This window comes from Rhodococcus opacus B4 (assembly GCF_000010805.1).
GTDB lineage: Bacteria > Actinomycetota > Actinomycetes > Mycobacteriales > Mycobacteriaceae > Rhodococcus_F > Rhodococcus_F opacus_C.
Genome location: NC_012522.1, coordinates 4,799,508 through 4,825,829, shown reverse-complemented (window position 1 = coordinate 4,825,829; position 26,322 = coordinate 4,799,508). Strand labels below are relative to the sequence as shown.

23 protein-coding genes are annotated in these 26,322 nt (G+C 67.4%); 13 read left to right on the top strand and 10 right to left on the bottom strand.

The features are described from left to right. Nucleotide 1: 1 nt before the first annotated feature. Nucleotides 2-1,291 (bottom strand): MFS transporter, encoded by a 1,290-nt coding sequence (locus tag ROP_RS22175; RefSeq protein ID WP_012691644.1) that lies wholly within the window; start codon nt 1,289-1,291, stop codon nt 2-4. A 246-nt stretch (nt 1,292-1,537) separates the two neighbouring features. After that, on the bottom strand, nt 1,538-3,082 hold the full coding sequence (locus tag ROP_RS22170; protein WP_043825134.1) for a PucR family transcriptional regulator: 1,545 nt from the start codon (nt 3,080-3,082) through the stop codon (nt 1,538-1,540). Nucleotides 3,083-3,213: 131 nt separating this feature from the next. Here ROP_RS22170 and hisD point away from each other — a divergent pair, with 131 nt between their 5' ends. The 7 genes from hisD (at nt 3,214) to ROP_RS22135 (ending at nt 12,599) form a co-directional block, all read left to right on the top strand. Continuing rightward, nucleotides 3,214-4,539 carry a histidinol dehydrogenase gene (hisD, locus tag ROP_RS22165; RefSeq protein WP_012691642.1) on the top strand — a complete coding sequence of 442 codons (1,326 nt, stop codon included), beginning with the start codon at nt 3,214-3,216 and terminating at the stop codon, nt 4,537-4,539. After that, on the top strand, nt 4,536-5,930 hold the full coding sequence (gene aspA, locus ROP_RS22160) for an aspartate ammonia-lyase (RefSeq protein ID WP_012691641.1): 1,395 nt from the start codon (nt 4,536-4,538) through the stop codon (nt 5,928-5,930). The genes hisD and aspA overlap by 4 nt, the downstream gene beginning before the upstream one ends. 171 nt (nt 5,931-6,101) lie before the next feature. Further along, nucleotides 6,102-7,688, top strand: a complete 1,587-nt coding sequence (locus tag ROP_RS22155) for a GMC family oxidoreductase (protein ID WP_012691640.1) — start codon at nt 6,102-6,104, stop codon at nt 7,686-7,688. A gap of 31 nt (nt 7,689-7,719) precedes the next feature. Beyond that, nucleotides 7,720-9,519: a thiamine pyrophosphate-binding protein gene (locus ROP_RS22150; protein ID WP_012691639.1), complete on the top strand. Its 1,800-nt coding sequence runs from the start codon at nt 7,720-7,722 to the stop codon at nt 9,517-9,519. Nucleotides 9,520-9,531: 12 nt separating this feature from the next. Further along, nucleotides 9,532-10,371 (top strand): sugar phosphate isomerase/epimerase family protein, encoded by an 840-nt coding sequence (locus ROP_RS22145; protein ID WP_012691638.1) that lies wholly within the window; start codon nt 9,532-9,534, stop codon nt 10,369-10,371. A gap of 174 nt (nt 10,372-10,545) precedes the next feature. Then, nucleotides 10,546-11,538 carry an NAD(P)/FAD-dependent oxidoreductase gene (locus tag ROP_RS22140; protein ID WP_012691637.1) on the top strand — a complete coding sequence of 331 codons (993 nt, stop codon included), beginning with the start codon at nt 10,546-10,548 and terminating at the stop codon, nt 11,536-11,538. Continuing rightward, entirely contained in the window at nt 11,535-12,599 is a 1,065-nt protein-coding gene (locus ROP_RS22135; protein ID WP_012691636.1) for a LacI family DNA-binding transcriptional regulator, read from the top strand. Before ROP_RS22140 ends, ROP_RS22135 begins: the two co-directional genes overlap by 4 nt. Before the next feature lies 1 nt (nt 12,600). Here ROP_RS22135 and ROP_RS22130 read toward each other — a convergent pair whose 3' ends face one another. Continuing rightward, nucleotides 12,601-13,500: a LysR family transcriptional regulator gene (locus ROP_RS22130; RefSeq protein WP_043826746.1), complete on the bottom strand. Its 900-nt coding sequence runs from the start codon at nt 13,498-13,500 to the stop codon at nt 12,601-12,603. 115 nt (nt 13,501-13,615) lie between these two features. Here ROP_RS22130 and ROP_RS22125 point away from each other — a divergent pair, with 115 nt between their 5' ends. Both ROP_RS22125 and ROP_RS22120 read left to right on the top strand, forming a co-directional pair. Further along, entirely contained in the window at nt 13,616-15,106 is a 1,491-nt protein-coding gene (locus tag ROP_RS22125) for a CoA-acylating methylmalonate-semialdehyde dehydrogenase (RefSeq protein ID WP_012691634.1), read from the top strand. A 12-nt stretch (nt 15,107-15,118) separates the two neighbouring features. Beyond that, the gene (locus ROP_RS22120) at nt 15,119-16,279 is read left to right on the top strand and encodes an iron-containing alcohol dehydrogenase (protein WP_012691633.1); all 1,161 of its coding nucleotides are present in this window, start codon (nt 15,119-15,121) and stop codon (nt 16,277-16,279) included. On the opposite strand, the gene ROP_RS22115 is transcribed toward ROP_RS22120, so the two are convergent. The 3 genes from ROP_RS22115 to ROP_RS22105 all read right to left on the bottom strand — a co-directional run bounded on the left by ROP_RS22115 (nt 16,276) and on the right by ROP_RS22105 (nt 18,976). Further along, nucleotides 16,276-17,097, bottom strand: coding sequence for a PhzF family phenazine biosynthesis protein (locus ROP_RS22115; RefSeq protein WP_012691632.1), 822 nt, complete (start codon nt 17,095-17,097; stop codon nt 16,276-16,278). The genes ROP_RS22120 and ROP_RS22115 overlap by 4 nt on opposite strands. A 74-nt stretch (nt 17,098-17,171) precedes the next feature. Then, a complete protein-coding gene (locus ROP_RS22110; protein WP_012691631.1) occupies nt 17,172-17,666 on the bottom strand; it encodes a DUF3830 family protein in 495 nt (164 codons plus the stop codon). A gap of 68 nt (nt 17,667-17,734) precedes the next feature. Then, nucleotides 17,735-18,976 (bottom strand): aspartate aminotransferase family protein, encoded by a 1,242-nt coding sequence (locus tag ROP_RS22105; RefSeq protein WP_012691630.1) that lies wholly within the window; start codon nt 18,974-18,976, stop codon nt 17,735-17,737. A gap of 114 nt (nt 18,977-19,090) precedes the next feature. On the opposite strand from ROP_RS22105, the gene ROP_RS22100 reads away from it, so the two are divergent. Continuing rightward, nucleotides 19,091-20,539 (top strand): NAD-dependent succinate-semialdehyde dehydrogenase, encoded by a 1,449-nt coding sequence (locus ROP_RS22100; RefSeq protein ID WP_012691629.1) that lies wholly within the window; start codon nt 19,091-19,093, stop codon nt 20,537-20,539. Between the two features lie 4 nt (nt 20,540-20,543). Here the strand turns inward: ROP_RS22100 and hsaB are convergent, their stop codons facing one another. From hsaB to hsaA, 4 genes are read right to left on the bottom strand one after another with little or no spacing between them, the layout of a single operon-like run. Then, a complete protein-coding gene (gene hsaB / locus ROP_RS22095; protein WP_012691628.1) occupies nt 20,544-21,131 on the bottom strand; it encodes a 3-hydroxy-9,10-secoandrosta-1,3,5(10)-triene-9,17-dione monooxygenase reductase subunit in 588 nt (195 codons plus the stop codon). Then, nucleotides 21,128-22,030 carry an iron-dependent extradiol dioxygenase HsaC gene (gene hsaC / locus ROP_RS22090; RefSeq protein WP_012691627.1) on the bottom strand — a complete coding sequence of 301 codons (903 nt, stop codon included), beginning with the start codon at nt 22,028-22,030 and terminating at the stop codon, nt 21,128-21,130. The genes hsaB and hsaC overlap by 4 nt, the downstream gene beginning before the upstream one ends. Further along, entirely contained in the window at nt 22,030-22,908 is an 879-nt protein-coding gene (gene hsaD, locus ROP_RS22085; protein ID WP_012691626.1) for a 4,5:9,10-diseco-3-hydroxy-5,9,17-trioxoandrosta-1(10),2-diene-4-oate hydrolase, read from the bottom strand. Before hsaD ends, hsaC begins: the two co-directional genes overlap by 1 nt. A gap of 8 nt (nt 22,909-22,916) precedes the next feature. Further along, a complete protein-coding gene (hsaA, locus tag ROP_RS22080) occupies nt 22,917-24,092 on the bottom strand; it encodes a 3-hydroxy-9,10-secoandrosta-1,3,5(10)-triene-9,17-dione monooxygenase oxygenase subunit (RefSeq protein WP_012691625.1) in 1,176 nt (391 codons plus the stop codon). A gap of 190 nt (nt 24,093-24,282) precedes the next feature. Between hsaA and ROP_RS22075 the strand changes: the two genes are divergently transcribed. The 3 genes from ROP_RS22075 (at nt 24,283) to ROP_RS22065 (ending at nt 26,290) form a co-directional block, all read left to right on the top strand. Further along, entirely contained in the window at nt 24,283-25,425 is a 1,143-nt protein-coding gene (locus ROP_RS22075; protein WP_043825132.1) for a Rieske 2Fe-2S domain-containing protein, read from the top strand. 2 nt (nt 25,426-25,427) lie between these two features. Then, on the top strand, nt 25,428-25,775 hold the full coding sequence (locus tag ROP_RS22070; protein ID WP_012691623.1) for a hypothetical protein: 348 nt from the start codon (nt 25,428-25,430) through the stop codon (nt 25,773-25,775). 137 nt (nt 25,776-25,912) lie between these two features. Next, nucleotides 25,913-26,290, top strand: a complete 378-nt coding sequence (locus ROP_RS22065) for a VOC family protein (protein WP_012691622.1) — start codon at nt 25,913-25,915, stop codon at nt 26,288-26,290. The last annotated feature ends 32 nt before the right edge of the window (nt 26,291-26,322 follow it).

Below are 26,322 nucleotides of genomic sequence, written 5' to 3'. Positions count from 1 at the left end.
CCTACCCGGCAGCGACCTCGTGCCGGTTCGTCTCCGACACCGGCTTGTGGTAGCGCGGCACCAGACGCATCAGTGCGGGCCCGCCGATCGCGATCAGTCCGAGCAGGATGGCCGGCAGCAGCGGCATCCATTCGATTCCGAGGTTGTCGACGACGACGGTGATCGCCGCCGGCCCGACGAGCATGCCCACGTAGCCGATGGCGTTGACGAGACCGATGTTCCGCCCCGCGTTCTCGGGATCGCGTCGCCCGGCCGCCGACAGCATGAGGGGCGCCATGCAGGCCAGGCCGAGCCCGAGCAGCACGAAGCCGGTGAGCGCGAGCGGCGCCGATCCGCCCAGCATCGCGAGCAGCGCACCCGCGGCGCCGATGACACCGCTCGCGCCGACGATGAGTCGGGCACCGAAGTACTCGGCCAGCTTGTCGCCGAACAACCGGCCGACGAACTGTGCTCCCGAGTAGAGCGTCACGGCCGTCGCTGCCAGTCCCGCCGTGGTGCCGACCGCGCGGCGAACGAATTCCTGACCCCAGTCCAGGACCGCGCCCTCGCTCAGCATCGACCCGAGCAGGAGCACCCCGAATCCGATCATCACGAGCAACGTCGCCGTCGTGGCCGACCGCTTGCCCGGGTGCGCGGGGTCGGCTGCGCCCGGAATTTCGTCCTGTTCCGGCGGCAGCAACTCGTCGAGGGACAGAAGCCACTTGCCGAAGACGACACCGAGGACCGACAGGACCACGCCGATCGAGATGTAGGCGACGGCCGGGCTGTCGGTGAAGTGCCGGGCCAGGGCGCTGCCGACGAGACCGAGAACGAAGCCGCCCGCCGGGTAGGCGGCGTGGAACGCCGACATGATGGGTCGCCCGTAATACCGCTCGACCTGCACACCGTGGGTGTTGAACGCCGTGTCGAAGGCACCGCGGAGCAGACCGATGAGCACGCCGATCACCATCGCCCCGACCAGTCCGTCGAGGAAGGCGAGGGGGATGTAACAGAGGGGGTAGACGACCATCGTGGGCATGGCCGTGTTGCGCGGGCCGTACCGATCGATGAACGGGCCGATGGCGAAGCAGCCGACGGCGGCGCCGATGCCGATCGACAACGCGAGGAGGCCGAACTGGGAGTCGCCGCCGTCGCCTTCCCAGCCGAGGTGACTACGCAACGAACTGGTGCTCGTCGACCACATCAACATCACGGCGCCCAGTTGGAAGAAGCCGAAAAATGTTGCGATTCGCGCCTTTCGCACGCGTGTATGGTCGAGCACGGGAGCGGTGCCTGCTCCATGTGTTGCCATGATTTCGTCCTTGCGGTAGGTCTCGGATCGCCGCGAGCGCCTATGGGGGTAGGCATCCGTTCAGCGAGTAGCGAGTGCGTGAACTTTCGATCAACGCCGACTGGATGGCCGGAATCTTGGTGAAAACACTACGAAGGTGACGCGCCGCACAACAGGTACAGACCGTGTACCTCCTGCGCACAGACTGCACAGAATGAGAAGGCCGCGCGCCCCGCTCCGCACTCATGGTCGCGCCCCGCTCCGCACTCATGGTCGCGCCCCGCTCCGCCGCGCCACGACCGACGACCCCGCGAGCAGATCCAGCCCCTTCACCGCGAGCAGCAGACTCTGGCGGGTGGCGGCGTCGTCCAGGGATTTGCCCAGGATCGCGGCGATGCGGTCGAGCCTGTTGTACAAGGTCCGGCGTTGGATGAAGAGTTTGTCCGCCGCTTCGGTCTTGCGGCCGTCGACGGCGAGGAACGCGCGCAGCGTCGGTAGCAGCGGGGTGGTCGACTGCGCATCCTTCGTGAGCAGGGGGCCGAGTTCGTCCTCGACGAAGCTGGCGAGCTCGGGGCCCTGCGCCAGTGTCACGAGCAGACGTTCGACGCCGAGGTCGTCGAAATGCAGCACGGGCGAGGCGGGCAGGGACCGCGACACCGCGGCGGCACTCTTCGCCTGCGTGACCGCGACCGGCAGCATCGAGGCGGGCACACCGCGGCTCATGCCGCCGCCGTGCTCCATTGTCCCGAGCAGGCCTGCGAGCTCGTCGCGCGTTCGGCCGGACTCCGCCGCGACGGCGACGACGTAGTCACCCATGTCGGCGCTGATCGCACCCGTGTCGATCGCGCGGCCGGCGCGCGGACCGGGGGGCTCGTCGCGGGCCTCCTTGTTCGCGATGACGACGACGATGTGACCCGACCCCAGCTGGTACCCGAGTCTGCCTGCCTGGTCGACGAATTCGGCCCCGGCGAGATCACCGATCAGCAGTCGGGTGATCAGGGCAGTGCTCCGCTGATCGTCCCGCGCTTCCCGGCTCCGGTCGGTCAGCAACGAGATCGCGACGGACGCGGCGGCACGCTCGGTCGCGAAGGCCGCGGTGGACCGTTCGGTCGCGGGCCGGTCGGTGAAGACGTGGATCCAGCCCCACGGCTGACCACGCATGAGAACCGGCCGGCGGACGCATCCGCTGTCGTCGCTGTGGAGGCCCCGCGCATGCCGATCCCAGGCCTCGATGCCGGCGTCTTCGTCGAACTCGCCGACGTACGCCATCACGCGATGCGCGATGTTCTCGAGCACCACCGTGCCGTCGGTGAGTTCGGCCAGCGTCTGCACGATCGAGAGGTAGTCCGCGCCCTCCAGGAGAAGGTTCGAGAACGTGGACTCGACTTCCCGCTCGTATGTGAGCGCCTGCAGGCGCTTGTCGGTCAGGATCTCGTGCACCTGTGAGGACACACCGGCGAACGACACCTCGCGGGCGAGGGCGATGATCGGCAGGTCGCAGGCCTGCCCTTCGGCGACTACGGCATCCGGTACGCGGTCGAACATCCGTCCCGACTCCTCGATGACGAGAGCGGCGGCCCCGGCATGGGCGGCTGCGCGCACGAACACCTGCTGAAGGGCGTCCGTCCTGCCCATTCCGAGCCCGGCGGTCAGGAGTAATTCTCCACCTCGCAGGAAGCGGGCGATATCGGAGATCTCCGACGAATGCACCCAGCGGACCTCACGGTCGAGGCTGCCCGATCCGGTGAGGACACGGGCTCCCGCATCCTTCAGGAGATCGATTTCGAGAGCGTCGGCGACGGTGAAGACCATGCTCAATGGTACACAGAACGTGCATGAACCGACGCAAATGATTCTCACAATGCAACTGTCGGAACCGGGTGTGGCACCGCGATGCTGAGTGGCAACAGTTCCAGCCCTCGCTGATCCGAAGGAAGCATCCCATGTCATTCGTTCTCAAGGCCGCCGTCGGTGAACCAGCGCAGCGGGCGAGCAACCCCGCCGTGGTCGACACCGTCGCCGCCGTCATCGCCGACGTCCGCGCGAACGGCGACGAGGCCGTCCGGAAGTACTCCGAGAAGTTCGACGGCTGGTCCCCGGAATCGTTCCGGCTGAGCGAGGACCGGGTCGAGGAGATCGTGAAATCCGTTCCCGAGACCGTCCTGGACGATCTGCGATTCGCGCAGCGCCAGATCCGCGACTTCGCCCAGGCGCAGCGGGACTCGATCCAGGACCTCGAGGTCGAGACGCTGCCGGGTGTGTTCCTCGGGCACCGCAACGTCCCGATCGACGCGGCGGCCGCTTACGTCCCCGGTGGGCGTTACCCGCTGACCGCGTCCGCACACATGACGGTGCTCACCGCGAAGGTCGCGGGTGTCGAACGTGTGGCCGCGACGACGCCGCCGAATGCCGGCGAGCCGCCGCAGATCAGCGTCGCGGCGATGCACCTCGCCGGCGCCGACGAGATCTTCGTCCTCGGCGGAGTGCAGGCCGTCGCCGCCCTGGCGCTCGGCACCGAGACCATCGACCCGGTGTCCATCCTCACCGGCCCCGGCAACGCCTATGTCGCCGAAGCCAAGCGCCAACTGTTCGGCGAGGTCGGGATCGACCTCTTCGCGGGACCGACCGAAACACTCATCGTCGCCGACGACCTGGCCGACCCGTTCACCATTGCCGTCGATCTGCTCAGCCAGGCCGAGCACGGTCCGGATTCTCCGTGCGTGCTGATCACCACGTCCGAGACCGTGGGACGCGCCGTGATCGACCACATCGAGGCCCTGCTCCCCGGCCTGGTGACGAATGCCATCGCCGGGCCCGCGTGGCGGGATCACGGCCAGATCCACGTGGTGGACACCCTCGACGAGGCGTATCGGCTCGCCGACGTCTTCGCGTCGGAGCACGTCCAGATCCTCACCGAGGATCCCCGCCAGGCCCTCACGTCCATGCGGAACTACGGCGCGCTGTTCCTCGGCGAGGGCACGTGTGTTCCTTACGGCGACAAGCTGATCGGCACCAATCACGTCCTCCCGACGCTTGGCGCCGCCCGCTACACGGGCGGCCTGTGGGTGGGCAAGTTCCTCAAGACGCTCACCTACCAGGAGGTGCGCGACCTCGGCAGCAGCGCGAAACTCGGCGAGGTGTGCGGACGCCTGTCGCGCCTGGAGAAGTTCGAGGGGCACGCCCGTTCCGGCGACCTCCGCGCCGCCAAGTTCGGCAACGCCCCGCTCCCGTGGGGCGACATCCCGACCCGCGTGACGTCCGAACGATGACCCGCATCGAACACGATCTCCTCGGCGACCGCGAGGTCCCGGACGACGCCTATTACGGCATCCACACACTGCGGGCGACGGAGAACTTCCCGATCACCGGCATCCCGCTGGCCAGTCATCCCGACCTCGTGTCGGCGCTGGCGTCCGTCAAGCAGGCGGCGGCGCTGGCCAACGCCGGACTCGGACTGCTGCCGCGGCGCGAGGCGGACGCCATCGTGGCGGCCTGCGAGGAGATCCGGGCGGGCGCGCTGCGCGACCAGTTCGTGGTGGACGTCATCCAGGGCGGCGCCGGCACGTCGACGAACATGAACGCGAACGAGGTGGTGGCCAACCGGGCGCTGGAATTTCTCGGCCACCGAAAAGGCCGCTACGAGCATCTCCATCCGCTCGAGCACGTGAACCTGAGCCAGAGCACGAACGACGTCTACCCCACCGCGATCAAGGCCGGCCTCCAGACGGCGTTGACCCGGCTGCGGGCGGCGATGCAGGACCTGGCTGCGGCGTTCGCCGTGAAGTCTGCGGAGTTCTCCGACGTCCTCAAGGTCGGCCGCACCCAGTTGCAGGACGCGGTCCCGATGACCCTGGGGCAGGAAATCGCGACGTTCGCGCTCATGATCGACGAGGATTCCCAGCGGCTCGGGGAGGCGGCGACGCTCATCTCCGAGATCAACCTGGGCGGAACGGCGATCGGGACCGGACTCAACGCGCACCACGAGTACGCGTGGCGGGTGCGCGAGCATCTTGCCGCGATCACCGGGATCGAGGTGACGACGGCGTCCGACCTGATCGAGGCCACCCAGGACGTCGGGGCGTTCGTCCAGCTGTCCGGGGTGCTCAAGCGCACCGCGGTGAAGCTGTCCAAGATCTGCAACGATCTCCGGCTCCTGTCGTCGGGTCCGCGCGCCGGATTCGGTGAGATCACGTTGCCGCCCGTGCAGGCGGGGTCGTCGATCATGCCGGGGAAGGTGAACCCGGTGATCCCGGAGGTGGTGAACCAGATCGCCTTCCGGGTGGTGGGCAACGACCTGACCGTGACGATGGCGGCCGAGGGCGGGCAGCTTCAGCTCAACGCGTTCGAGCCGGTCATCGCGCACAGCCTGTTCGAGACGATCGAACTGCTCACCCGCGGATGCACCGTCCTGCGGGAGCGCTGCGTAGTCGGCATCGGCGCGAACGTCGAGCATCTGAAGAACATGGTGGACGCGTCGATCGGCGTGGTCACGGCCCTCAACCCGCACATCGGGTACACCGCGGCCACCGCCATCGCAGCCGACGCCCTCGCGACCGGTCGCACCGTCTCCGCGCTCGTGCTCGAGCGAGGGCTGCTCAGCCCCGAGCAGCTCGACGACGTGCTGCGGCCGGAGAACCTCACTCGGCCGCTCGTGCCCTGACGGCCACGGGCAGCTCGTCCCACCGAGGACGAGTCGCCCGTGCGGGGTTGACATCCACCACGCTGCCGCTAACCTTTAGTTATACGTATAACCACATCACCGACTGCCGGTTCGTGTCGACCCGCCCGGCAGAACGTTGACACCACTCTCTACGACCGAGGAGCAGGACCCATGAGAGACGCATCCGCGGGGGAGCCCACAGGCCCGAGCAAACACGGCTACGACGTCGTCATCGTCGGCAGCGGTATGGGCGGCGGAACGCTCGCCTACGCGCTCGCAGACTCGGGAGTCGACGTGCTTCTGATCGAACGCGGCGACTTCCTGCCGCAGGAGAAGCAGAACTGGAGCCCGCAGGATGTCTTCGAGGGGCACCGGTACGCGAACGCCGAGCAGTGGTACGACACCGAGGGCAGGCCGTTCAGCCCCGGCACGTACTACTACGTGGGCGGGAACACGAAGCTGTACGGCTCGTCGCTGGTGCGGTTCCGGCGTGAAGACTTCCAGTCGACGCAGCACGAGGCCGGCGAATCTCCGGAGTGGCCGTTCTCGTACGACGAATTCGCGCCGTATTACGCACGTGCAGAAGAGGTCTACCGGGTTCACGGCGATCACACCGACGACCCGACGCTCCCCCGCGACGAGCCGTTCCCCTACCCTGCCATCGGTCACGAGCCGCCGGTGCAGGAGGCGGCCGACGCACTGCGGCGTCTCGGGTACACCCCGTCGAACATCCCACTGGGCATCGACCTGCGGGACGGCGGCGGATGCATCCGATGTCAGACCTGCGACGGATTCCCCTGCCGGTTGCTGGCGAAGTCGGATGCGGATGTGCGCTGCGTCCGGCCGGCCGTTGCGTCCGGCTCGGTGGAACTGCTGACCAACGCGTACGCCGAGCGCGTCCTCACCGACGAGACCGGGAAACAGGCCACCGGCGTACGACTCCGGCACCGCGGTGCCGAACTCGTCGTCGACGCCCGCACCGTCGTGGTGTCCTGTGGCGCCGTCAACTCGGCGGCGCTGCTGCTCCGGTCGGCGAACGCCGCGCACCCGGACGGTCTTGCCAACTCCTCCGGCATGGTCGGACGAAACTACATGGTGCACAACAACTCCATCATGGTCGGCATCAACCCGCTGAAGAAGAACACGTCCGAGTTCCAGAAGACGTTGTACATCAACGATTTCTACGCTCAGGGCACCGCGGATCACCCCTACCCACTCGGTCACGTGCAGCTCATCGGCAAGTTGCAGGGCGAGATGATCAAGGGCCAGCGGCCGCTGATCCCCAAGTGGGCGCTGAGCCAGGCCACCGCCCGCAGCATGGACTGGTGGCTGTTCACCGAGGATCTGCCCGATCCGGACAACCGCGTCACGCTCACCGACGACGGCAACATCCAGATCGCATGGATCCCCAACAACACTCGCGCCCACGAGGTCCTCGTCCGGGAGGTACGCAAGATCCTCCGGAAGATCGGCTATCCGTTCGTCTTCAGCCAGGGCACCGGCATCGAGGTCAACTCCCACCAGGCCGGCACCGTGCGGGCCGGAACCGACCCTGCCACCTCGGTGCTCGATGCCGACTGCCGCGCCCACGACGTCGACAATCTGTACGTCGTCGACTCGTCTTTCTTCCCGTCGCTACCCGTGATGAACCCCGCCCTGTCCATCGCGGCCAACGCCTTCCGCGTCGCCGAGGCGATCACCGCACAGCACCGCACGACCGCAGGCCGGACCGCCCCGGCTGAACCCGCATCCGCCTGAACCCGTCCCACGACAGCTAGGAACCACCGACATGACTACACAGCAACTCACCGGCGGACAGATGGTCGTCGACTTCCTCATCCGCGAGGGAGTCGAGAAGGTCTTCGCGATCCCCGGACACGGCAACACTGCGCTCCTCGACGCGTTCGTCGACCGCGCCGACGAGATCGAACTGGTGCCGGCCATGCACGAACAGGGCGCCGCCCACATGGCCGACGGTTACTACCGGGCCTCGGGGAAGATCGCCGCGATCTGTACCTCCATCGGACCGGGCGCCACCAACACCCTCACCGGTCTCGCGACCGCCTTCGCCGACTCGATGCCGATGCTCCTCATCACCGGCGCCGTGCACACCTACATGGAGAACCGCGGGGTTCTCCAGGAGATCGACCGCCCCCACGGCAACAACTTTCCCCGCATGGTCGAACCCGTCGTCAAGCGCTGGTGGCAGCCCAGTCGCCTCGAACAGCTTCCGGTGGCGCTCGCGCAGGCGTTCAACACCATGCACGAGGGCCGGCGTGGACCCGTGCTCGTCGACATCCCGCAGGACCTGCAGGCCGAGTACGGCGACTACACCCCCGACACCGGCGCCCGCAGACCCGCCACCCGGGCCACCGGCGACCCTGCCGTGATCGCCGAGGCCGCACGCCTGCTCGCCGGCGCGAAACGTCCCGTCATCGTGGCCGGCGGCGGCGTCATCCACGCCGAGGCCGCCGCGGAACTGATGGCCGTCGCCGAGCACCTCGGAGCACCGGTGACGCACTCCTTCCAGGGCAAGGGCGCATTCCCCGCCGACCACGACCTGTACGCGTGGCCGTGCGGCGACATGGGGTCGATCCCCGGCAACGGCGTGACCCGCACGGCCGACGTGATCCTCGCGGTCGGCTGCCGGTTCAGCGACCGCATCACGTCGTCGTACCGTCCCGGCGTCACATTCGACATCCCGAACACCAAGCTGGTGCAGATCGACATCGACGGCTTCGAGATCGGCCGCAACTACCCCGTCGAGGTCGGCGTCGTCGGCGATGCGAAAACCTCCCTGCGGAGCCTGCAGGAAGCACTCGCCGACCTGGGGCCGGCCCTCGACTACCGCAGCACCGACTACTTCGCCGAACTGCAGGACCTCAAGACGCAGTGGGACGAGCACCTGCGGCCGATGCGCACCACCGACTACCTGCCGATGACGAACTCGCGTGCGATGGTCGAGATCCGCAAGGCCCTTCCGCGCGAGGGCATCCTGGTCACCGACTCGTCCAACCCCGCGAACCAGGCGTTCAACGAGTTCCCGATCTACGGCCCGAAGACGAACATCGTGGCCGGTGGCTTCTCCGGCATCGGATTCGGTGTGCCCGCGGCGATCGGTGCGCAGATCGGTGCCCCGGACACCCCGGTCCTGGCCATGGTCGGCGACGGCAGCTTCCTCCAGACCGGCACCGAGATCGCGACCGCCGCGATGCTCGGAGTGCCGCTGGTGATCGTCGTCCTCAACAACGGTGGCTGGGAAGCGATCAAGGACCTCCAGATCAGCCTGTTCGGTGAGGAACGCGAAATCATCTCCGGGTGGAAGAACCTGGACGGGACACCGTATTTCGCCGACATCACCCGGTTCGCCCAGTCGCTCGGCTGCAGCGCCGAGCGCGTCGAGGACCCGGAGAAGCTGGCCGACGCGATCGAGCGTGCGTTCGCGACGCCGGGCCCGGTCATCATCGAGGCGATGAGCGCCCACGAACTGCCGTGGACCGAGATGCACCCGACCGGGTGGTGGGACATCACCGTCCCCGCCTACCACGGCGAGGTCCGCGACGACTACGTCGCGCAGCGCGGATTCTGATCGGGGGCCGGCATGGGTGAGATCAAGCTCGGTCTGAACCTGGAGTTCGCGCGCTTCGAGAACGGCTCGTTCGACTGGGCGATGGACCGGGCCGCGGAGATCGGCTACAAGTACGTCGAGCCGATGGTCTACTGGGGCCGCGAGTTGCTGAGCACGGCCGGGTATTTCCACACCCGGTCGATGCTCGACGACCCGCTCATCATGCGGGACGCCGCCGAATCGCGTGGGCTGAGCATCTCCTCGTTGTCCAGCCATGCGCCGCTGGCCAAGCCGGACGTGAGCGTCGACTACCTGAAGCAGTCGATCCGCTACGCGGCCGAGGTCGGATCGCCGATGATCATGGTCGACGACGGGCCGCTGCCGACGTGGACCACCGAGGCGGAGAACTACACGCTGATGCGGTACACCCTGCAGGAGGCGGCGAAGGTGGCCGAACCCCGCGGCATCAAGATCGCGATCGAGACGCACGGTGAGTACACCGCGACCCCGGAGCGGCTGGAGAAGATCATGACGCTGATCGACAGCCCGGCGCTGACGATCAACCTCGACACCGGCAACAGCTACCTCAGCGAGAACGACCCGCACGAGTGGCTCGACCGGATCGTCGGGGACGTCACGCACCTGCACGCCAAGGACATCGGCGTCGAGGACGCGAAGAGACTGCGCGGCAGGGTCCGTGGCATGCTCGGCTGCGCCTGCGGCGACGGCGTCATCGACTGGGAACGCATCGTCACCACGCTGCACAAGGCCGACCACGACGTCGTCCTGTCGGTCGAGTGCGGCGGCCTCGACGCCGCGAAGAAGAGCTACACCTACCTCACAGATCTGATCACCCGCATCCAGGGCAGCTGACAACGACGTCACCGGTCCTGCAGGTGATCTCGCGACACGCTGGGTCCTGAACCGACATTCGAGTCCCCGGTGCGTCGTGTCCACCGTGCCGCCCGACACCCCGGGTGTCGGGCGGCACGCCTCACCCACCAACAGTGCGGATGGCGATAGGCGCGATCCGGGAAGAGCCTTGTCATGAATACTTCTGCCCGCACCGTGGCACGTCGTCGCGTGGTGATCATCGGTTCCGGATTCGGCGGTCTGTTCGCCGCGAAGGCGTTGCGCCGGGCCGACGTCGACGTGCTCGTCGTCGACCGCACCAGTCACCACCTGTTCCAGCCGCTGCTGTACCAGGTGGCGACGGGGATCCTGTCCGAGGGCGAGATCGCACCGTCGACCCGGATGGTGCCGAAGAAGCAGTCGAACGCCTCGGTGATGCTCGGGGACGTCACCGACATCGACCTGACCGGGCGCACCATCACGTCGACCCATCAGGGCAGAACGACCACCACCGGGTACGACAGCCTGATCGTATCGGCCGCTGCCCGGCAGTCGTACTTCGGCAACGACCACTTCGCCGAGCTGGCCAGGCAGCTGGCCGAGCAGTCGGGAGCCGAACTCGACCGCGCCGGGCGGATCGCCGTCCGCGAGGACCTGACGGTCCCGGGACACCCCGAGGTGTTCGTGATCGGCGACATGATGGCCCGCGACCGCCTTCCCTGGGTCGCGCAGGTCGCAATCCAGGGTGGCCGCTACGCGGCGCAGCAGATCCCAGACGGCGGCCCACCGTCCGACCGGGCCCCCTTCCGCTACCGGGACAAGGGGTCGATGGCGACGGTCTCGCGATTCAACGCCGTCGTGAAGGTCGGAGGCATCGAACTCGCGGGGCTGCCGGCCTGGATCCTGTGGCTGGCCGTCCACGTCGTCTACGTCGTCGGCTTCCGGAGCCGCCTGTCCACGCTGATGTCGTGGACGTGGACGTTCCTCGGGTCGTGGCGGGGACAGTTGACCGTCACGGACCAGCAGTCGCGGCACGCAACGTCATGGGCAAGCCCGTTCTCCTCGACCGGTGTGAGGAGAGCGATGACGGTGTCGTCGCCAGAGCGAGCTGACACCCGGACGGCGGGGGCGGTCCGGCCGATAAGCTGGGCTCGACAACCGCGCGACGGAGAGGATCGGCATTCGTGACCACGATGCACGACGTCGCCCGCGCGGCAGGCGTGTCGCAGGCCGCGGTCTCATACGCCTACAACCAGCCACACAAGCTGTCGGCGGCCCGGCGCGCCCACATCTTCCAGGTCGCCGCCGAACTCGGCTACGCCGGACCCAACCCCGCGGGCCGCAATCTCCGCACCGGGCAGGTCGGTGCGCTGGGGCTGATGATCACCGACTCGTTGCGCTACGCGTTCGACGATCCCGCCACCTCGCAGTTGCTCAAGGGCATCTCGGAGGTCGGTGAACTCGCCGAGGTCGCGCTGACGCTGCTGCCCTGCCCACTCGAGTCGACCCGTGTCGCCGAGGGTTCCGGCGTCCTCGTGCGGGGCGCGGTGGACGGCTTCCTCGCGTACGCGATGCCGGACGGCCACCCCGGGATGCAGACGGCGATGAGCCGCCGGCTGCCGATCGTCGTCATCGACGGTCCCAATCCGGGCGGACTGCCGCGGGTCGGAATCCGGGATCGGCAGGCCGCCAAGGAGATCGCGGAGCACGTTCTGTCACTCGGGCACCGGCGGGTCGGGTTTCTCGTCGACCGCCTCGTGCCCGACGGCAAGGGCGGACCCGTGGACGCCGCCCGCATCAAAGCCGCCCGTGACCACGTGATGAAGGAACGCCTCGCCGGATACGCGTCTGCCTGCCGCAAACACACCGTGCCGTGGTCGTCCGCCGTCGTCGTCGAAGCGGGCGGGTTCGACTACGAACTGTCACGCACCGCCGTCGAGACGCTGCTCGACTCCGGACCCGTGACCGCCGTCGTCGCCGCGTCCGATCTGCTGGCCCTCGCAGCGATCGACGTCGCCCAGGAACGTGGACTGCGAGTTCCGGAGGATCTGTCGGTCGTTGGTTTCGACGACATTCCCGCGGCCCGTGCGGCCGGACTCACGACGGTCCGGCAACCACTCGTCGACAAGGGCCGAGAGGCGGCGCAACTACTGCTCGACATCATCGGCGGCGGGACGGGACGGGAAATCACCCTCCCCACCGAACTCGTCGTCCGCGAGAGCTCCGGACCCGCCCCCGCCGATCGGTGAGTCACCCTGCCGCGCCGCGTAGTTCGGGATTGCCGTCGACGACGGCGTAGAGCGCCTCGGTGATCGCCTTGACCCGCGCGAGTCGCGTCAACTCCCGCGGCACCACCAGCCAGTAGGTGCGGTGGGCGATGAAGTCGTCGGTGAGAATCGGCACGAGATCCTCGTCGAGCGCCCCGATGTAGCTCGGCAGCGGCGCGATCCCGACGCCGTGCTTCACCGCCTGGTAGTGGCCGGCGATGTTGTTGGTCTGGATCTGCGCCCGGAAGTCCGGCAGAAGCCGATCGAGGATCCGCAGCGGTTCGACGTCCAGGAACGCGTCGACGTACCAGATGAGCGTGTGCGTACGCAGGTCGTCGATCGTGGCGATGGCGTCGTGCGTGTCGAGGTAGTGCCGCGAGGCGTAGAGACGAAGATCGTACTCCGCGAGTTTGCGGACCACGACAGACCGGGGGGACGGGCGTTCGAGCGTCACCGCGATGTCGAAGTCCCGGCCCGTCAACACGTCGTGCGTGGTGGACGTGACGAGTTCGGTGAAGAGGTCCGGATGCTCGGTGCGTACCGCGGCCAGGCCGGGCACCAACACGAACGCCCCGAACCCGTCGGGAGTGAGTATCCGGACGGTCCCGGTCAGGGCGCCCGGAGCTGCGGACGACGTCACGTCGAGGGCCGCGAGCAGCGTCGATTCCACCGATTCCGCGTACGGGACCAGACGTCGGCCGGCCTCGGTGAGCTGCCACCCGGACGCGCCGCGGTCGAAGAGTCGCGTCCCGGTGTCCTTCTCCAGGCGGGTGATTCGGCGTGACACGGTGGTCTGGTCGACGTCGAGACGCTTCGCGGCATCCGCGAGACGACCCGTCCGCGACAGTTCGAGCAGATAGCGCATGTTGTCGGCGGTGAACACGGCCCGCACCTCCCCGGCATTTTTGCAGTTTCCAATGCCAGATTACTCGTTGACGCAGGCATTGTTGCCAGACCAGACTCGGAGGCACCCCCCGAACTTCCAGGAGTGAACCCCGATGGCCGTCATCTCGCATTGGCTCAACAACAAGACCTACCCCGGAACGCGCGTCGACACCGCTCCGGTGACGAACCCGGCGACCGGCACCGTCACCGGTCAGGTCGCCCTCGCCAGCGTCGAGGATTCCCGCGCGGTGATCGACGCCGCCGCCGCGGCGTTCCCCGCGTGGCGGGACACCTCCCTCGCCAAGCGCACCCAGATCATCTTCAAGTTCCGGGAACTGCTCAACGAGCGTAAGGGCGAGCTGGCGGAGATCATCACCGCCGAGCACGGCAAGGTCGTCTCCGACGCATTGGGAGAGGTGTCCCGCGGCCAGGAGGTCGTCGAATTCGCCTGCGGCATCGCGCACCTGCTCAAGGGCGGCATGACCGAAAACGCCTCCACCAACGTCGACGTCGCCTCGATCCGCCAGCCCGTCGGCCCGGTCGGGATCATCTCCCCGTTCAACTTCCCCGCCATGGTCCCGATGTGGTTCTTCCCCGTCGCCATCGCCGCCGGCAACACCGTCGTCCTCAAGCCCTCGGAGAAGGACCCCACCGCCGCCATCTGGATGGCCGAACTCTGGGCCGAAGCCGGCCTCCCCGCCGGGGTGTTCAACGTCCTCCAAGGGGACAAGACCGCCGTCGACGAACTGCTCACCAACCCCGCCATCAAGGCCATCTCCTTCGTCGGCTCCACCCCCATCGCCCAGTACGTGTACGCCACCGGCACCGCCCACGGCAAACGCGTCCAAGCCCTCGGCGGCGCGAAGAACCACGCCATCGTCCTCCCCGACGCCGACCTCGACCTCGCCGCCGACGCCATGGTCAACGCCGGCTTCGGCTCCGCCGGCGAACGCTGCATGGCCATCAGCGCCCTGGTCGCGGTCGGCGACATCGCCGACGAGTTGGTCGCGAAGATCACACAGCGCACCGACACCCTCAAGATCGGAGACGGCACCAAAGACTCCGACATGGGACCGCTGGTAACCAAGGTGCACCGCGACAAGGTCGCCTCCTACATCGACGCCGGCGAACACGACGGCGCCACCATCGTCGTCGACGGCCGTCAGGTGCAGCCCAACGGCGGCAAGGACGGGTTCTGGCTCGGACCGACCCTGATCGACCACGTCACCACCGACATGTCCGTGTACACCGACGAAATCTTCGGACCCGTCCTGTCCGTGATCCGAGTCGACTCCTACGACGAGGCCCTGGAGTTGGTGAACTCCAGCGAGTTCGGCAACGGCACCGCCATCTTCACCAACGACGGCGGCGCCGCCCGCCGGTTCCAGAACGAGGTCGAGGTCGGCATGGTCGGCATCAACGTCCCCATCCCCGTCCCCATGGCCTACTACAGCTTCGGCGGGTGGAAGAACTCGCTGTTCGGCGACAGCCACGCCCACGGCGCCGAGGGTGTGCACTTCTTCACCCGCGGCAAGGTCGTCACCACCCGCTGGCTCGACCCCAGCCACGGCGGCCTCAACCTCGGCTTCCCCCAGAACAACTAAGGAACCTCTCCCATGACCGCACAACTCTCACTCCCCCGTTTCGCGAGGATCGGGGCCGGAGCAGTCGACGAGATCGGCTCGGTTGTCGACCAATTGGGCCTGCAGAGGCCCGTTCTCGTCACCGACTCGTATCTGACCGGCACCGGCGCGGCCGACCGGATCATGACCCTCCTCAGGTCGGCGGGCAAGGAGCCGGCACTGTTCTCCGGCACCGTGCCCGACCCGACCACCGATTCGCTGGAGGACGGGCTGCGGATCGTCGCCGAGCACCGGGCGGATTCGGTGATCGGGTTCGGCGGCGGCAGTCCGATGGACACCGCGAAGGCACTGGCAGTATTGTCCGCGAACGGCGGCGAGATGCGCGCGTACAAGGCACCTCACGTGTACACCGGGAAGGCGCTGCCGATCATCGCGATCCCGACCACCGCCGGCAGCGGCTCCGAGGCGACGCAATTCACGGTCATCAGCGACAGCGCGTCCGACGAGAAGATGCTGTGTCCGGGGCTCTCGTTCCTGCCGATCGCCGCGATCGTGGATTTCGAACTCACGATGTCGATGCCGCCGCGGCTGACCGCGGATACCGGGATCGATGCGCTCACCCACGCGATCGAGGCGTACGTCAGCAGGAAGGCCCAGCCGTTCACCGACGGACTCGCGCTCGCCGCGATCCGCACCATCGGCAAGCACATCGGCACGGCGTACGCGGACGGTGAAGACCGCACCGCGAGAGAAGCGATGATGGTCGCATCCATGCAGGCCGGCATGGCGTTCTCCAACTCGAGCGTGGCGCTGGTGCATGGAATGAGCAGGCCGATCGGCGCGCATTTCCATGTGGCTCACGGACTGTCGAACGCGATGCTGCTGCCCGCAATCACGGCGTTCTCCGTGCAGGGAGCGGAGAGCCGCTACGCCGACTGCGCGCGGGCGTTCGGGGCGGCACCGGAATCGGCGGGCGATTCCGTCGCCGCGCAGTTCCTCGTCGAGACCCTCACCACGCTGTGTCACGACCTGAAGGTCCCGACGCCGCTCGCGTACGGCATCGACCGCGCCGCCTGGGACGGCCTCATCCCGCTGATGGCCGAGCAGGCGCTGGCGTCCGGATCGCCCGGCAACAATCCGGTCGTGCCCACCGCCGGCCAGATCGAGACGCTGTATTCGGAGGTCTTCAGCTAGAACTCGACGGTTCCCCTCAGGTACCGCCGGTATGTCCCGGACAGGTGAACGCGGTCGCCGCGCACCTCGCAGCGCACGATTCCTCCCCGCGCCGACAGTTGGCGTCCGACAAGGCTGTTGCGGCCGAGGACGCCGGCCCAGTACGGCGCGATCTGTGAGTGCGCGGACCCCGTCACCGGATCTTCCCGAACCCCGGCGGCGGCGCCGAACCATCGCGACACGAAGTCGACTCCGTCCGTGTCCGACGCCGCGGTGACGACGATGCCCCGCACCTTCAGCGGGCTGATCACGGCGAAGTCGGGGGTCATCGACGCGATGTCGTCTTCGGATTCGGCGACGAACACGAGGTCGGTGGCCTTCAGGCACGTCCGCACCGGGATGTTGAGCGCCGCGACGATCCGGGGGTCGGCGTCGGCCGGGACGGGCGGCTCGGCGGGGAAATCCATCACCAGTGTCCCGTCCGGTCCCCGGTCGACGTGCAGCCACCCGCTCCGCGTCCAGAACTGGATGCGGTCGGCGTCCGGGTGCACGTCCTCGAAGATCTGCGCGGCCGCGGCGAGCGTCGCATGGCCGCACAGGTCCACCTCGACGGCGGGGGTGAACCACCGCAGGTGATAGGCCGGGTGGGCCGGGTCGTGGGGGCTCGCGTCGTCGGGTAGCCGCGCCGTGTAGAACGCGGTCTCGGACAGATTGTTCTCTTCGGCGAGTTGCTGGAGAACCGAATCGTCCAGCCAGTCGGTCAGCGGCATGACCGCCGCCGGGTTGCCCTCGAAGGGTCCGGCGGCGAACGCGTCGATCTGATAGATGTCCAGCTTCATAGCGTCCGATGGTGGTGGACGATCCGGCGCCCGTCGAGGGCCATCTCGCACACGCTGGACCGGTCGCGCCGACGTCAGGCTCGGGCGAAGCTCATCGTCTCGCCTTCGACCCCGCGCATCCACAGGTCGTTGCACGCGGCCGCCAATTCCGGCAGTCCCTCCTCGATGGCGGCGAACACGTTGCCCGGCACCCAGCCGACGTCGCCGTTGAGCAGGAGATTGTTGCGGCCGTAGAAGATCGCGAGGTCGGTGGCGCCCTGCGCGGCGTGCGCCTCGGAGCCCGGCTCGTACCCGTAGGCGGAGTTGCCGATCTCCCAGGGCTCGAAGTCGAACAGGCACACGTCGCCGGGAATCGGTGTGACGGTGGGATTTTCCCGCCGCGGCGCCGCGGTGATCCGTGGGATGAGGGTGTACACCTCGTTGCGCGCGTACTTGGCGTGGTACGCGTCGCCACTCTGCGGAAGCACGTCCCACACCGCGTCGCAGGTGAGCGGCGCGTCCTCGTCGAGGAGCCGGGCGCGGCACGTCACGCCGCGCTTGTCCAGGGTGATGGTGATGTAGCGAGCCATGATGCCTCCTTCGGAGCGTGTGAGTATTTGTTAACCGCCCGCGGTTAACAAGTACTCACAGGTGCGGGTCACACTTCGTCGAGAACCTCGGACCAAATCTTCAGGGCATCCTCGATCTGTTCCGACGTGACGATGAGCGGTGGAATCATCCGTACCACGTTCATGTGGGCGCCGCAGGTCAACAACAGCAGCCCCTTCTTCGCGGCCAGTTGCTGCGCCGCAGCCGCTTTCGCACGGTCCGCGCTACCGTCGGCGGCGGTGAATTCGCTGCCCACCAGCAGTCCGAGGCCGCGGACGTCGCCGATCCCCTCGATGGCCTTTTGCCTCGCACCCTCGAGCAGCTGGATGCCGCGGGCGGCGGCGTTGGCGACGAGGTCTTCCTTCTCGATGACCTCGAGCGTCGCGACCGCGGCCGCGCAGGACACGGCGTTGCCGCCGTACGTCCCGCCCTGCGACCCCGGCCAGCCCTTGGCCATGAGTTCCTCGGACGCCGCGATGCCCGACAGCGGGAACCCGCTGGCCAGCCCCTTGGCGATGGTAATGATGTCGGGCCGGACGTCGAAGTGCTGGTGCCCGAAGAATTTGCCGGTGCGGCCGAATCCGGTCTGGATCTCGTCGATGACGAGCAGGATGCCGTACTTGTCGGCACGCTCGCGGAGTCCCTGGAAGAACGCGGTGTTGCCGGGCACGTAGCCGCCCTCACCGAGGACGGGTTCGACGACGAACGCGGCCGTCTCGTTCGGCGCGGTGAGCGTCGCGAAGATGTAGTCGAGTTCCTTCAGCGCGAACGCCGTCGCCTCTTCCTCGGACCAGCCGTAGCGGTAGGCGTTGGGGAACGGGGCCACGTGGACGCCGCCCATCAGCGGGCTGAAGCCGGCCGAGAACCGGGTGCCGGACGTGGTCATGGTCGCCGTCGCGACCGTGCGTCCGTGGAATCCGCCGTGGAACACGATGATGTTGGGGCGGCCGGTTGCCTGCCGCGACAGTCGGAGCGACGCCTCCACGGCCTCGCTTCCCGAGTTCGCGAAGAACAGCGAGTCGAGTCCCGGGGGCAACACCGACCCCAGCCGATCGACGAGTTCGAGCATCGGCTGGTGCATGACCGTCGTGTACTGCCCGTGGATGAGGGAGCCGACCTGCCTGCGCGCGGCCTCCACGACGTGCGGGTGGCAGTGCCCGGTGCTGGTGACGCCGATGCCCGCGGTGAAGTCGAGATAGCGGCGACCGTCGGTGCCGTAGAGGTAGCAGCCTTCTCCGTGATCGACCGTCACGGGTGTGGCCTGTGCGAGCAGTGGAGATAACCGAGTCACGAGAACCCTCCCACGCGTAGACGCCGCCGAATGTCGGCAAGTGCATTGTCAGATTGTCAACAATCTGTATAACATGGGCCACGTCACTTCGGCAACGGAGAATCGGGAGTAACCATGCTCGAGGAAGCAGCAATCGCATCCGTACAGACCGGCCTCTTCATCGGCGGCAAATGGCGCGACAGCGCCCGCACCATGCCGGTCCACGACCCGTCCACCGGACAGATCCTGTGCACGGTCGCCGACGCCGACGCGTCGGAGGCACGGGAGGCGCTGGACGCAGCGGTCGCGGCGCAACCGTCGTGGGCGGACACCACCCCCCGCGAGCGCAGCACCATCCTCATGAACGCGCACCGGTTGCTGCTCGAGAACGTCGACCGGCTCGCGCTCGTCATGACACTGGAGATGGGCAAGCCACTCACCGAGGCCCGCGGCGAAATCGCCTACGCCGCAGAGTTCTTCCGCTGGTTTGCCGAAGAAGCCGTCCGTATCGACGGCGGCTACATGACGGCGCCGGGCGGCGGGTCGCGATTCCTCGTCACCAAACAGCCCGTCGGGCCGAGCCTGCTCATCACCCCGTGGAACTTCCCGATGGCGATGGGCACCCGCAAGATCGGGCCCGCGATCGCCGCCGGCTGCACGTCCGTCATCAAACCGGCGGCGCAGACTCCGCTGTCGATCCTGGCGCTCGCCGACATCCTCACCGAGGCCGGACTTCCGGACGGCGTCGTCAACGTCGTCACCACGTCCAGCCCGGACGAGGTGATCACTCCCCTGATCCTCGACGGCCGGGCCCGCAAGCTGTCGTTCACCGGTTCGACGAAGGTCGGGAAGCATCTGCTCGAACTGTGCGCCCGCACGGTCATGCGCACGTCCATGGAACTCGGCGGCAACGCGCCGTTCCTCGTGTTCGAGGACGCGAACCTCGACGACGCCGTCGACGGCGCCATGGCCGCGAAGATGCGCAACATCGGCCAGGCCTGCACGGCCGCCAACCGCATCCTCGTGCACAGTTCGGTGGCCGAGGAATTCACCCGCAAGCTCACCCAGCGGATGGAGGCGCTGCCGGTCGGTCGCGGCACCGAGGACGGCGTCGTCGTCGGACCGCTCATCGACGAGGCCGCCGTCGCCAAGGTGGGCAGCCTCGTCGCCGATGCCGTCGAACGCGGGGCGTCGGTGCTCACCGGCGGCGCGGCACTCGACCGGCCGGGCAACTTCTACCCGGCGACGGTGCTCACGGGCGTGCCCGACGACGCCGAGATGTGCCACAACGAGATCTTCGGTCCGGTGGCCGCGATCAGCACGTTCGAGACCGAGGCCGAGGCCGTCGAACGGGCCAACGACACCCCGTACGGGCTGGTGGCGTACGTGTACACCGAGAGCCTCAAGCGCGGCATCCGCGTGTGCGAGGCGCTGGAATCGGGGATGGTCGGACTCAACCAGGGCGTGGTGTCGAACCCGGCGGCGCCGTTCGGCGGCGTGAAGGAATCCGGACTCGGGCGCGAAGGCGGGACCACCGGCATCGACGAATTCCTCGAGACCAAGTACATCGGCGTCGCCGTCTAGAACGCTAGAGCCAGGTGTCTTCCGACGACGTGGTGAGGAACGCCTCGAGGTCGTCGCGCCACGGTGCGGGCACCGTCTTGTCCGGTTCGATGCCCGTGTACTGGCCGCGGTAGAACAGCAACGGCCGCTCCTCCCTGATCTCGCTCAGGGAGGAGACCCGGCCGAACGCCACCCAGTGGTCGCCGCCGTCGTGCACGCTCTCGAGCGAGCAGTCGATGTGGGCGAGCGAACCGGTGAGGATCGGCGAACCCAGCGGCGACGCCGTCCAGTCGATTCCCGCGAACTTGTCCGGTTCCCGGGACCCGAAACGGGCGCACGTCGACTGCTGCTCCTCGGACAGGACGTTCACACAGAAGATGCCGCTGCGCTCGATCGCCGCCCACGACCGTGACGTCTTGGTCGGGCAGAACAACACCAGCGGCGGTTCCAGCGACAGCGCCGCGAACGACTGACACGCGAACCCCGCCGGCTCACCGCCGTCGAGGGTGGTGATGATGGTGACACCGGTGCAGAACTGGCCGAGCACCGTCCGGAACCGTCGCGGATCGATCGCCTCGGCCGTGACGGCCCCGTCCCCGGTCACCTCGGTCACGGCTGCATCCCGACGCTGAAGTCGTGACCCCACAGGCTGACGGCCGTGCTCTCCCGCGCGATCCAGCTCTCGTCCTCCACCTGGCGTCCCTCGCAACCGAATTCGACGTCGAACCCGCCCGGAGTCTTCATGTAGAACGACAGCATCAGGTCGTTGACGTGCCGGCCGAGCGTGGCCGACATCTTGACCTTCTTGCGCAGCGCACGGTCGAGGCACAGCCCGACGTCGTCGGAGTTCTCGACCTCGATCATGAGGTGCACGATGCCGCTGGGTGTGGGCATCGGCAGGAACGCCAGGCTGTGGTGCCGCGGGTTGCAGCCGAAGAACCGCAGCCACGCCGGTTTGCCGTCCGCGGGCCGCCCGACCATCTGCGGGGGCAGCCGCATCGAGTCGCGCAGGCGGAAACCGAGCACATCGCGGTAGAAGTGCAGCGACGCCTCGTCGTCGGTGGTCGAGAGGACGACGTGCCCGAGGCCCTGCTCACCGGTGACGAACTTGTGCCCGTACGGGCTGACGACCCGCCGGTGTTCGAGAGCCGCGCCGTGGAACGCCTCGAGCGTGTTGCCCGACGGGTCCTCGAACGTGATCAGCTCGTCGACCCTGCGGTCCTGCAACTGCTCGGCCGTGCCCTCCTTGAACGCGACGCCGGCCGCCGACAGGTTGTCGCGGACCTCCTGCAACTCCGCGGCGTTGGCCGTTTCCCAGCCCGACACCGACAGCCGGTCGTGGTCCCCGGGGACGATCACGAGGCGCGCCGGGAAGTCGTCCATCCTCAGGTACAGGGCGTCCGGGTCGGCCCCCTTGCCCTCGACCATGCCGAGCACCTTGAGACCGTATTCGCGCCACGCGGCCATGTCCGTGGCCTCGATGCGCATGTACGCCAGCGAACGAATACTCATCACTTACCCCCGTCCAGGAGGAAATCGGTTGCCAGACGGTTGAACTCGTCGAACTTCTCGAGCTGCGCCCAGTGTCCGCACCCGCCGAAGACGTGCAGCTGCGCCCGCGGGATCAGCTTGAGCGCCACCAGCGCGCCGTCGAGCGGATTGACGCGGTCTTCGCGACCCCAGATCAGCAGCACGCGCTGGCGCAGCTTGTATGCGTCGCGCCACAGCATGCCGAGCTCGAAATCGGCCGAGGAGAACGACTTTCCCATCGCCTTCGCCGCGGCGAGCGACTCGGGAGTGCTTGCCGCCGCGAACCGTTCGTCGATCAGTTCGTCGGTGATCAGCTTCTGGTCGAACACCATGATCCGCAGGAACGCCTCGAGGTTCTCCCGGGTGGGCGCGTAGCCGAACTTGCCGAGGTTCTTCACTCCCTCGGTGGGGTCGGGGGCGAACAGGTTGACGCTCAGCCCGCCGGGCCCCATGAGGACGAGCCGGCCCGCGCGGTCCGGGTAGTCCAGCGCGAAACGCACTGCTGCACCGCCGCCGAGGGAGTTTCCGAGCAGGTGGACGCGTCCGCCGATGTCGAGGGTGTCGAGCAGATCCTTCAACGCGGACGCACTGTGCACGAAGTACTGTGGGTGCTCGGTCGGTTTGTCCGACAACCCGTATCCCGGCTGGTCGACAGCGAGGACGTGGAACTTCTCGGCGAGAACCGGGATGTTCCTGGCGAAGTTCGACCACGACGAAGCGCCCGGCCCGCCGCCGTGCAGCAGCACGATCGTGGTGTCGTTGCCGACGCCGGCCTCGTGGTAGTGCAGTGTCAGGTCCGGCCGGACCTGGGCGAACTTCGAGGTGGACTCGAACGTGAGGGCCTCTTCGGTAGTCGTCACGGGTTCTCCTAGACCATCGTGTCGGTGACGGGCAGACCGAATTCGCCGGTGCCGTACATGACGTAGGCGCGCTCGGGATCGTTGGCCGCGTGGACGCGTCCGGCGTGAGCGTCGCGCCAGAAGCGTTGCAGCGGTGTTCCGTTGGCCAGCGCGGTCGCGCCGGAGCTCTCGAACAGTTTGTCGATCGACGAGATGGCACGGCCCGTGGCCCGCACCTGGTCACGGCGGGCCCGCAGCCGCAGCTCGAACGGGACCTCCTCGCCGGCGACGAGCAGCGCGTATTCGTCGGCGACGTTGCCGGACAGCTGGCGCCAGGCGGCGTCGATGTCACTCGACGCCTCGGCGATGCGGACCTTGGCGAACGGGTCGTCCTTCGCCTTCTCACCGGCGAACGCCGCGCGGACGCGCTTTCCCTGGTGCTCGACGTGCGCGTCGTACGCGCCGTACGCCATCCCGACGATCGGTGCGGAGATGGTGGTGGGATGGATTGTTCCCCAGGGCATCTTGTAGACGGGCGCGGTGTTGCGCTGGAGCCCGGGAGCGGTGAGGGTGCTCATCGCCTTGAAGCTGAGGACGCGGTGCGTCGGGACGAACACGTCCTCGACCACCACCGTGTTGCTGCCGGTTCCACGGAGCCCCACGACGTTCCATACGTCGTCGATCCGGTAGTCCCCCCGGGGGATCAGGAAACTGACGAAGTCGACGGGGCGGCCGTCCTTGATGACCGGTCCGCCGAGCACCGCCCAGGTGGCGTGGTCACAGCCGGACGACCAGGCCCACGCGCCGTTGACCGTGTATCCGCCGTCGACGACCTGTCCGGCGCCCATCGGTGCGTACGACGACGAGATGCGGACGTCGGTGTCGTTGCCCCACACGTCTTCCTGGGCCTGCTGGGAGAACAGCGCGAGGTGCCAGTTGTGGACACCGATGATCGACGAGACCCAGCCCGTGGAACCGCAGGCGCTCGCGATCTTCCGCACGGCGGAGTAGAACAGCACCGGATCCGCCTGGTAGCCACCCCACTGTTCGGGCTGGAGCAACCGGAAGAACCCGGTCTCCTGCAGCGCCTTCATGGAATCGTCGGGGATGCGACGGAGATCCTCGGTCTCCTGCGCCCGCTCACGCAGCGTCGGCAGTAGTGCGTCGAGCCGCTGCATCACCTCGTGACTGTCATGGTCACCCACAGGACGCTCCTGTCTCGTTCGATGGTTCACTTGTCTTCTGAGACTAGAACACGTTCCCATTTATGTCGAGATAGCAGCAAAGGCGCTGTTTGACGGCCCGGGTCTGGAAGAAGTCCCTCGATAATCTGGCGGATCGGGACGAAGTTCTATAACGTGTTCTACTAACAGTATGAAGGGATGTGAGGGCACAATGGCGCAGATTCGCGAGATCGATGTGGGCACGGTCCAGACCCGCTTCGCGCGTGGCTGGCACTGCCTCGGTTTGACCAAGACGTTCAAGGACGGCAAACCGCATTCGATCGAGGCATTCGGCACCAAACTCGTAGTCTTCGCCGACAGCAAGGGCGAACTGAAGGTTCTGGACGCGTACTGCCGGCACATGGGCGGCGACCTGTCGCAGGGCACCGTGAAGGGCGACTCCATCGCCTGCCCGTTCCACGACTGGCGCTGGGGCGGCAACGGCAAGTGCACCAGCATCCCCTACGCACGCCGGGTTCCTCCGATCGCCCGCACCCGGGCCTGGACCACCCTCGAGCAGAACGGTCAGCTGTTCGTCTGGAACGACCCCGAGGGCAATCCCCCGCCGGAGAACGTGACCATCCCCCGCATCGAGGGCGCCTACAGCGACGAATGGACCGACTGGACCTGGAACTCGATGCTGATCGAGGGTTCCAACTGCCGCGAGATCATCGACAACGTCGTCGACATGGCGCACTTCTTCTACATCCACTACGCGTTCCCGACGTACTTCAAGAACGTCTTCGAGGGCCACATCGCGACGCAGTACCTCAACACGAAGGGCCGCCCCGACGTCGGGATGGCGACGCAGTACGGCATGGAGTCGCTGCTGCGCTCCGAGGCCGCGTACTACGGGCCGTCCTACATGATCAACCCGCTGTGGAACAGCTACGGCGGGTACGAGGTCGAGAGCGTCCTCATCAACTGCCACTACCCGGTGACGAACAATTCGTTCGTGCTCCAATACGGTGTCACCGTCAAGAAGCCGACCGGCATCGACGACGAGACGGCCGACAAGCTGGCCGCAAAGTTCACCGAGGGCATCGCCGAGGGCTTCCTGCAGGACGTCGAGATCTGGAAGAACAAGACCAAGATCGACAACCCCCTGCTGTGCGACGAAGACGGTCCCGTCTACCAGCTGCGACGCTGGTACGACCAGTTCTACGTCGACGTCGCCGACGTCACCGACAAGATGACGCAGCGCTTCGAATTCGAGGTCGACACCACCAAGGCCAACGAGGCCTGGCAGCACGAGGTCGACGAGAACCTGGCCCGGCAGAAGGCCGAACGTGAGAACAGGGAAGCGCAGGTCTGACGATGAGTGCCTCGACCGAATGGGCCAAAGCTCCCGACTTCGCCGGGCAGCCTGCGCGGCTCGAGGCCATTCATGCGCAGACGGTGGCCGACAAGGCCACCTACCTCGACGACGGTATGAACGAAGTCGAGTGCCGCACGTGCGGCACCTGTGTGCTGGTGCGCAAGAACAGCCTCGAGCACACGAGCGTCCAGTGGACGGACGACCCGGCGAAGACGTGCCCGACATTCCGGGACGCCGTCGGCGAGGGGCAGTCCACCGCACTCCGGGAGGGGTGTCCACGACTGTGGGACAGCATCAACCACGCGGTGATGGAGGGGTTCATCGACGTGCGGGATCGCGTCGAATAGTCGTCGGCGCCGTCGCGCCCGGGTAGATCGCCCGATGTGACATCAGTGCAGTCTGTCTGCACGAATGTCATATCGGGCGCTTACGCTGGAATGAGCCGTCGGACGCGGCGGCGTCAGCCGAACCCCGGAGGCGTGCCATGACAGGTCGAATCGTGCACTTCGAGATCCCCTTCGACGACGGTGACCGCGCACGAGCGTTCTATCGGGACGCATTCGGGTGGGCCATCGCCGAAATCCCCGACATGGACTACAGCATGGTCACCACCGGCCCCGTCGGCGAGAGCGGCATGCCCGACGAGCCGGGGTACATCAACGGCGGCATGATGCAGCGCGGCGAGGTGACCTCCCCCGTGGTCACCGTGGACGTCGAGAGCATCGACGCGGCCCTGGAGAAGGTCGAATCCCTCGGCGGGAAGACCGTCACCGGCAGGACTCCCGTCGGGAACATGGGCTTCGCCGCGTACTTCACCGACTCCGAGGGCAACGTCGTCGGGCTGTGGGAGACCGCCCGCTGACCGTGAGTACTTATTAACCGCAGGCGGTTAAT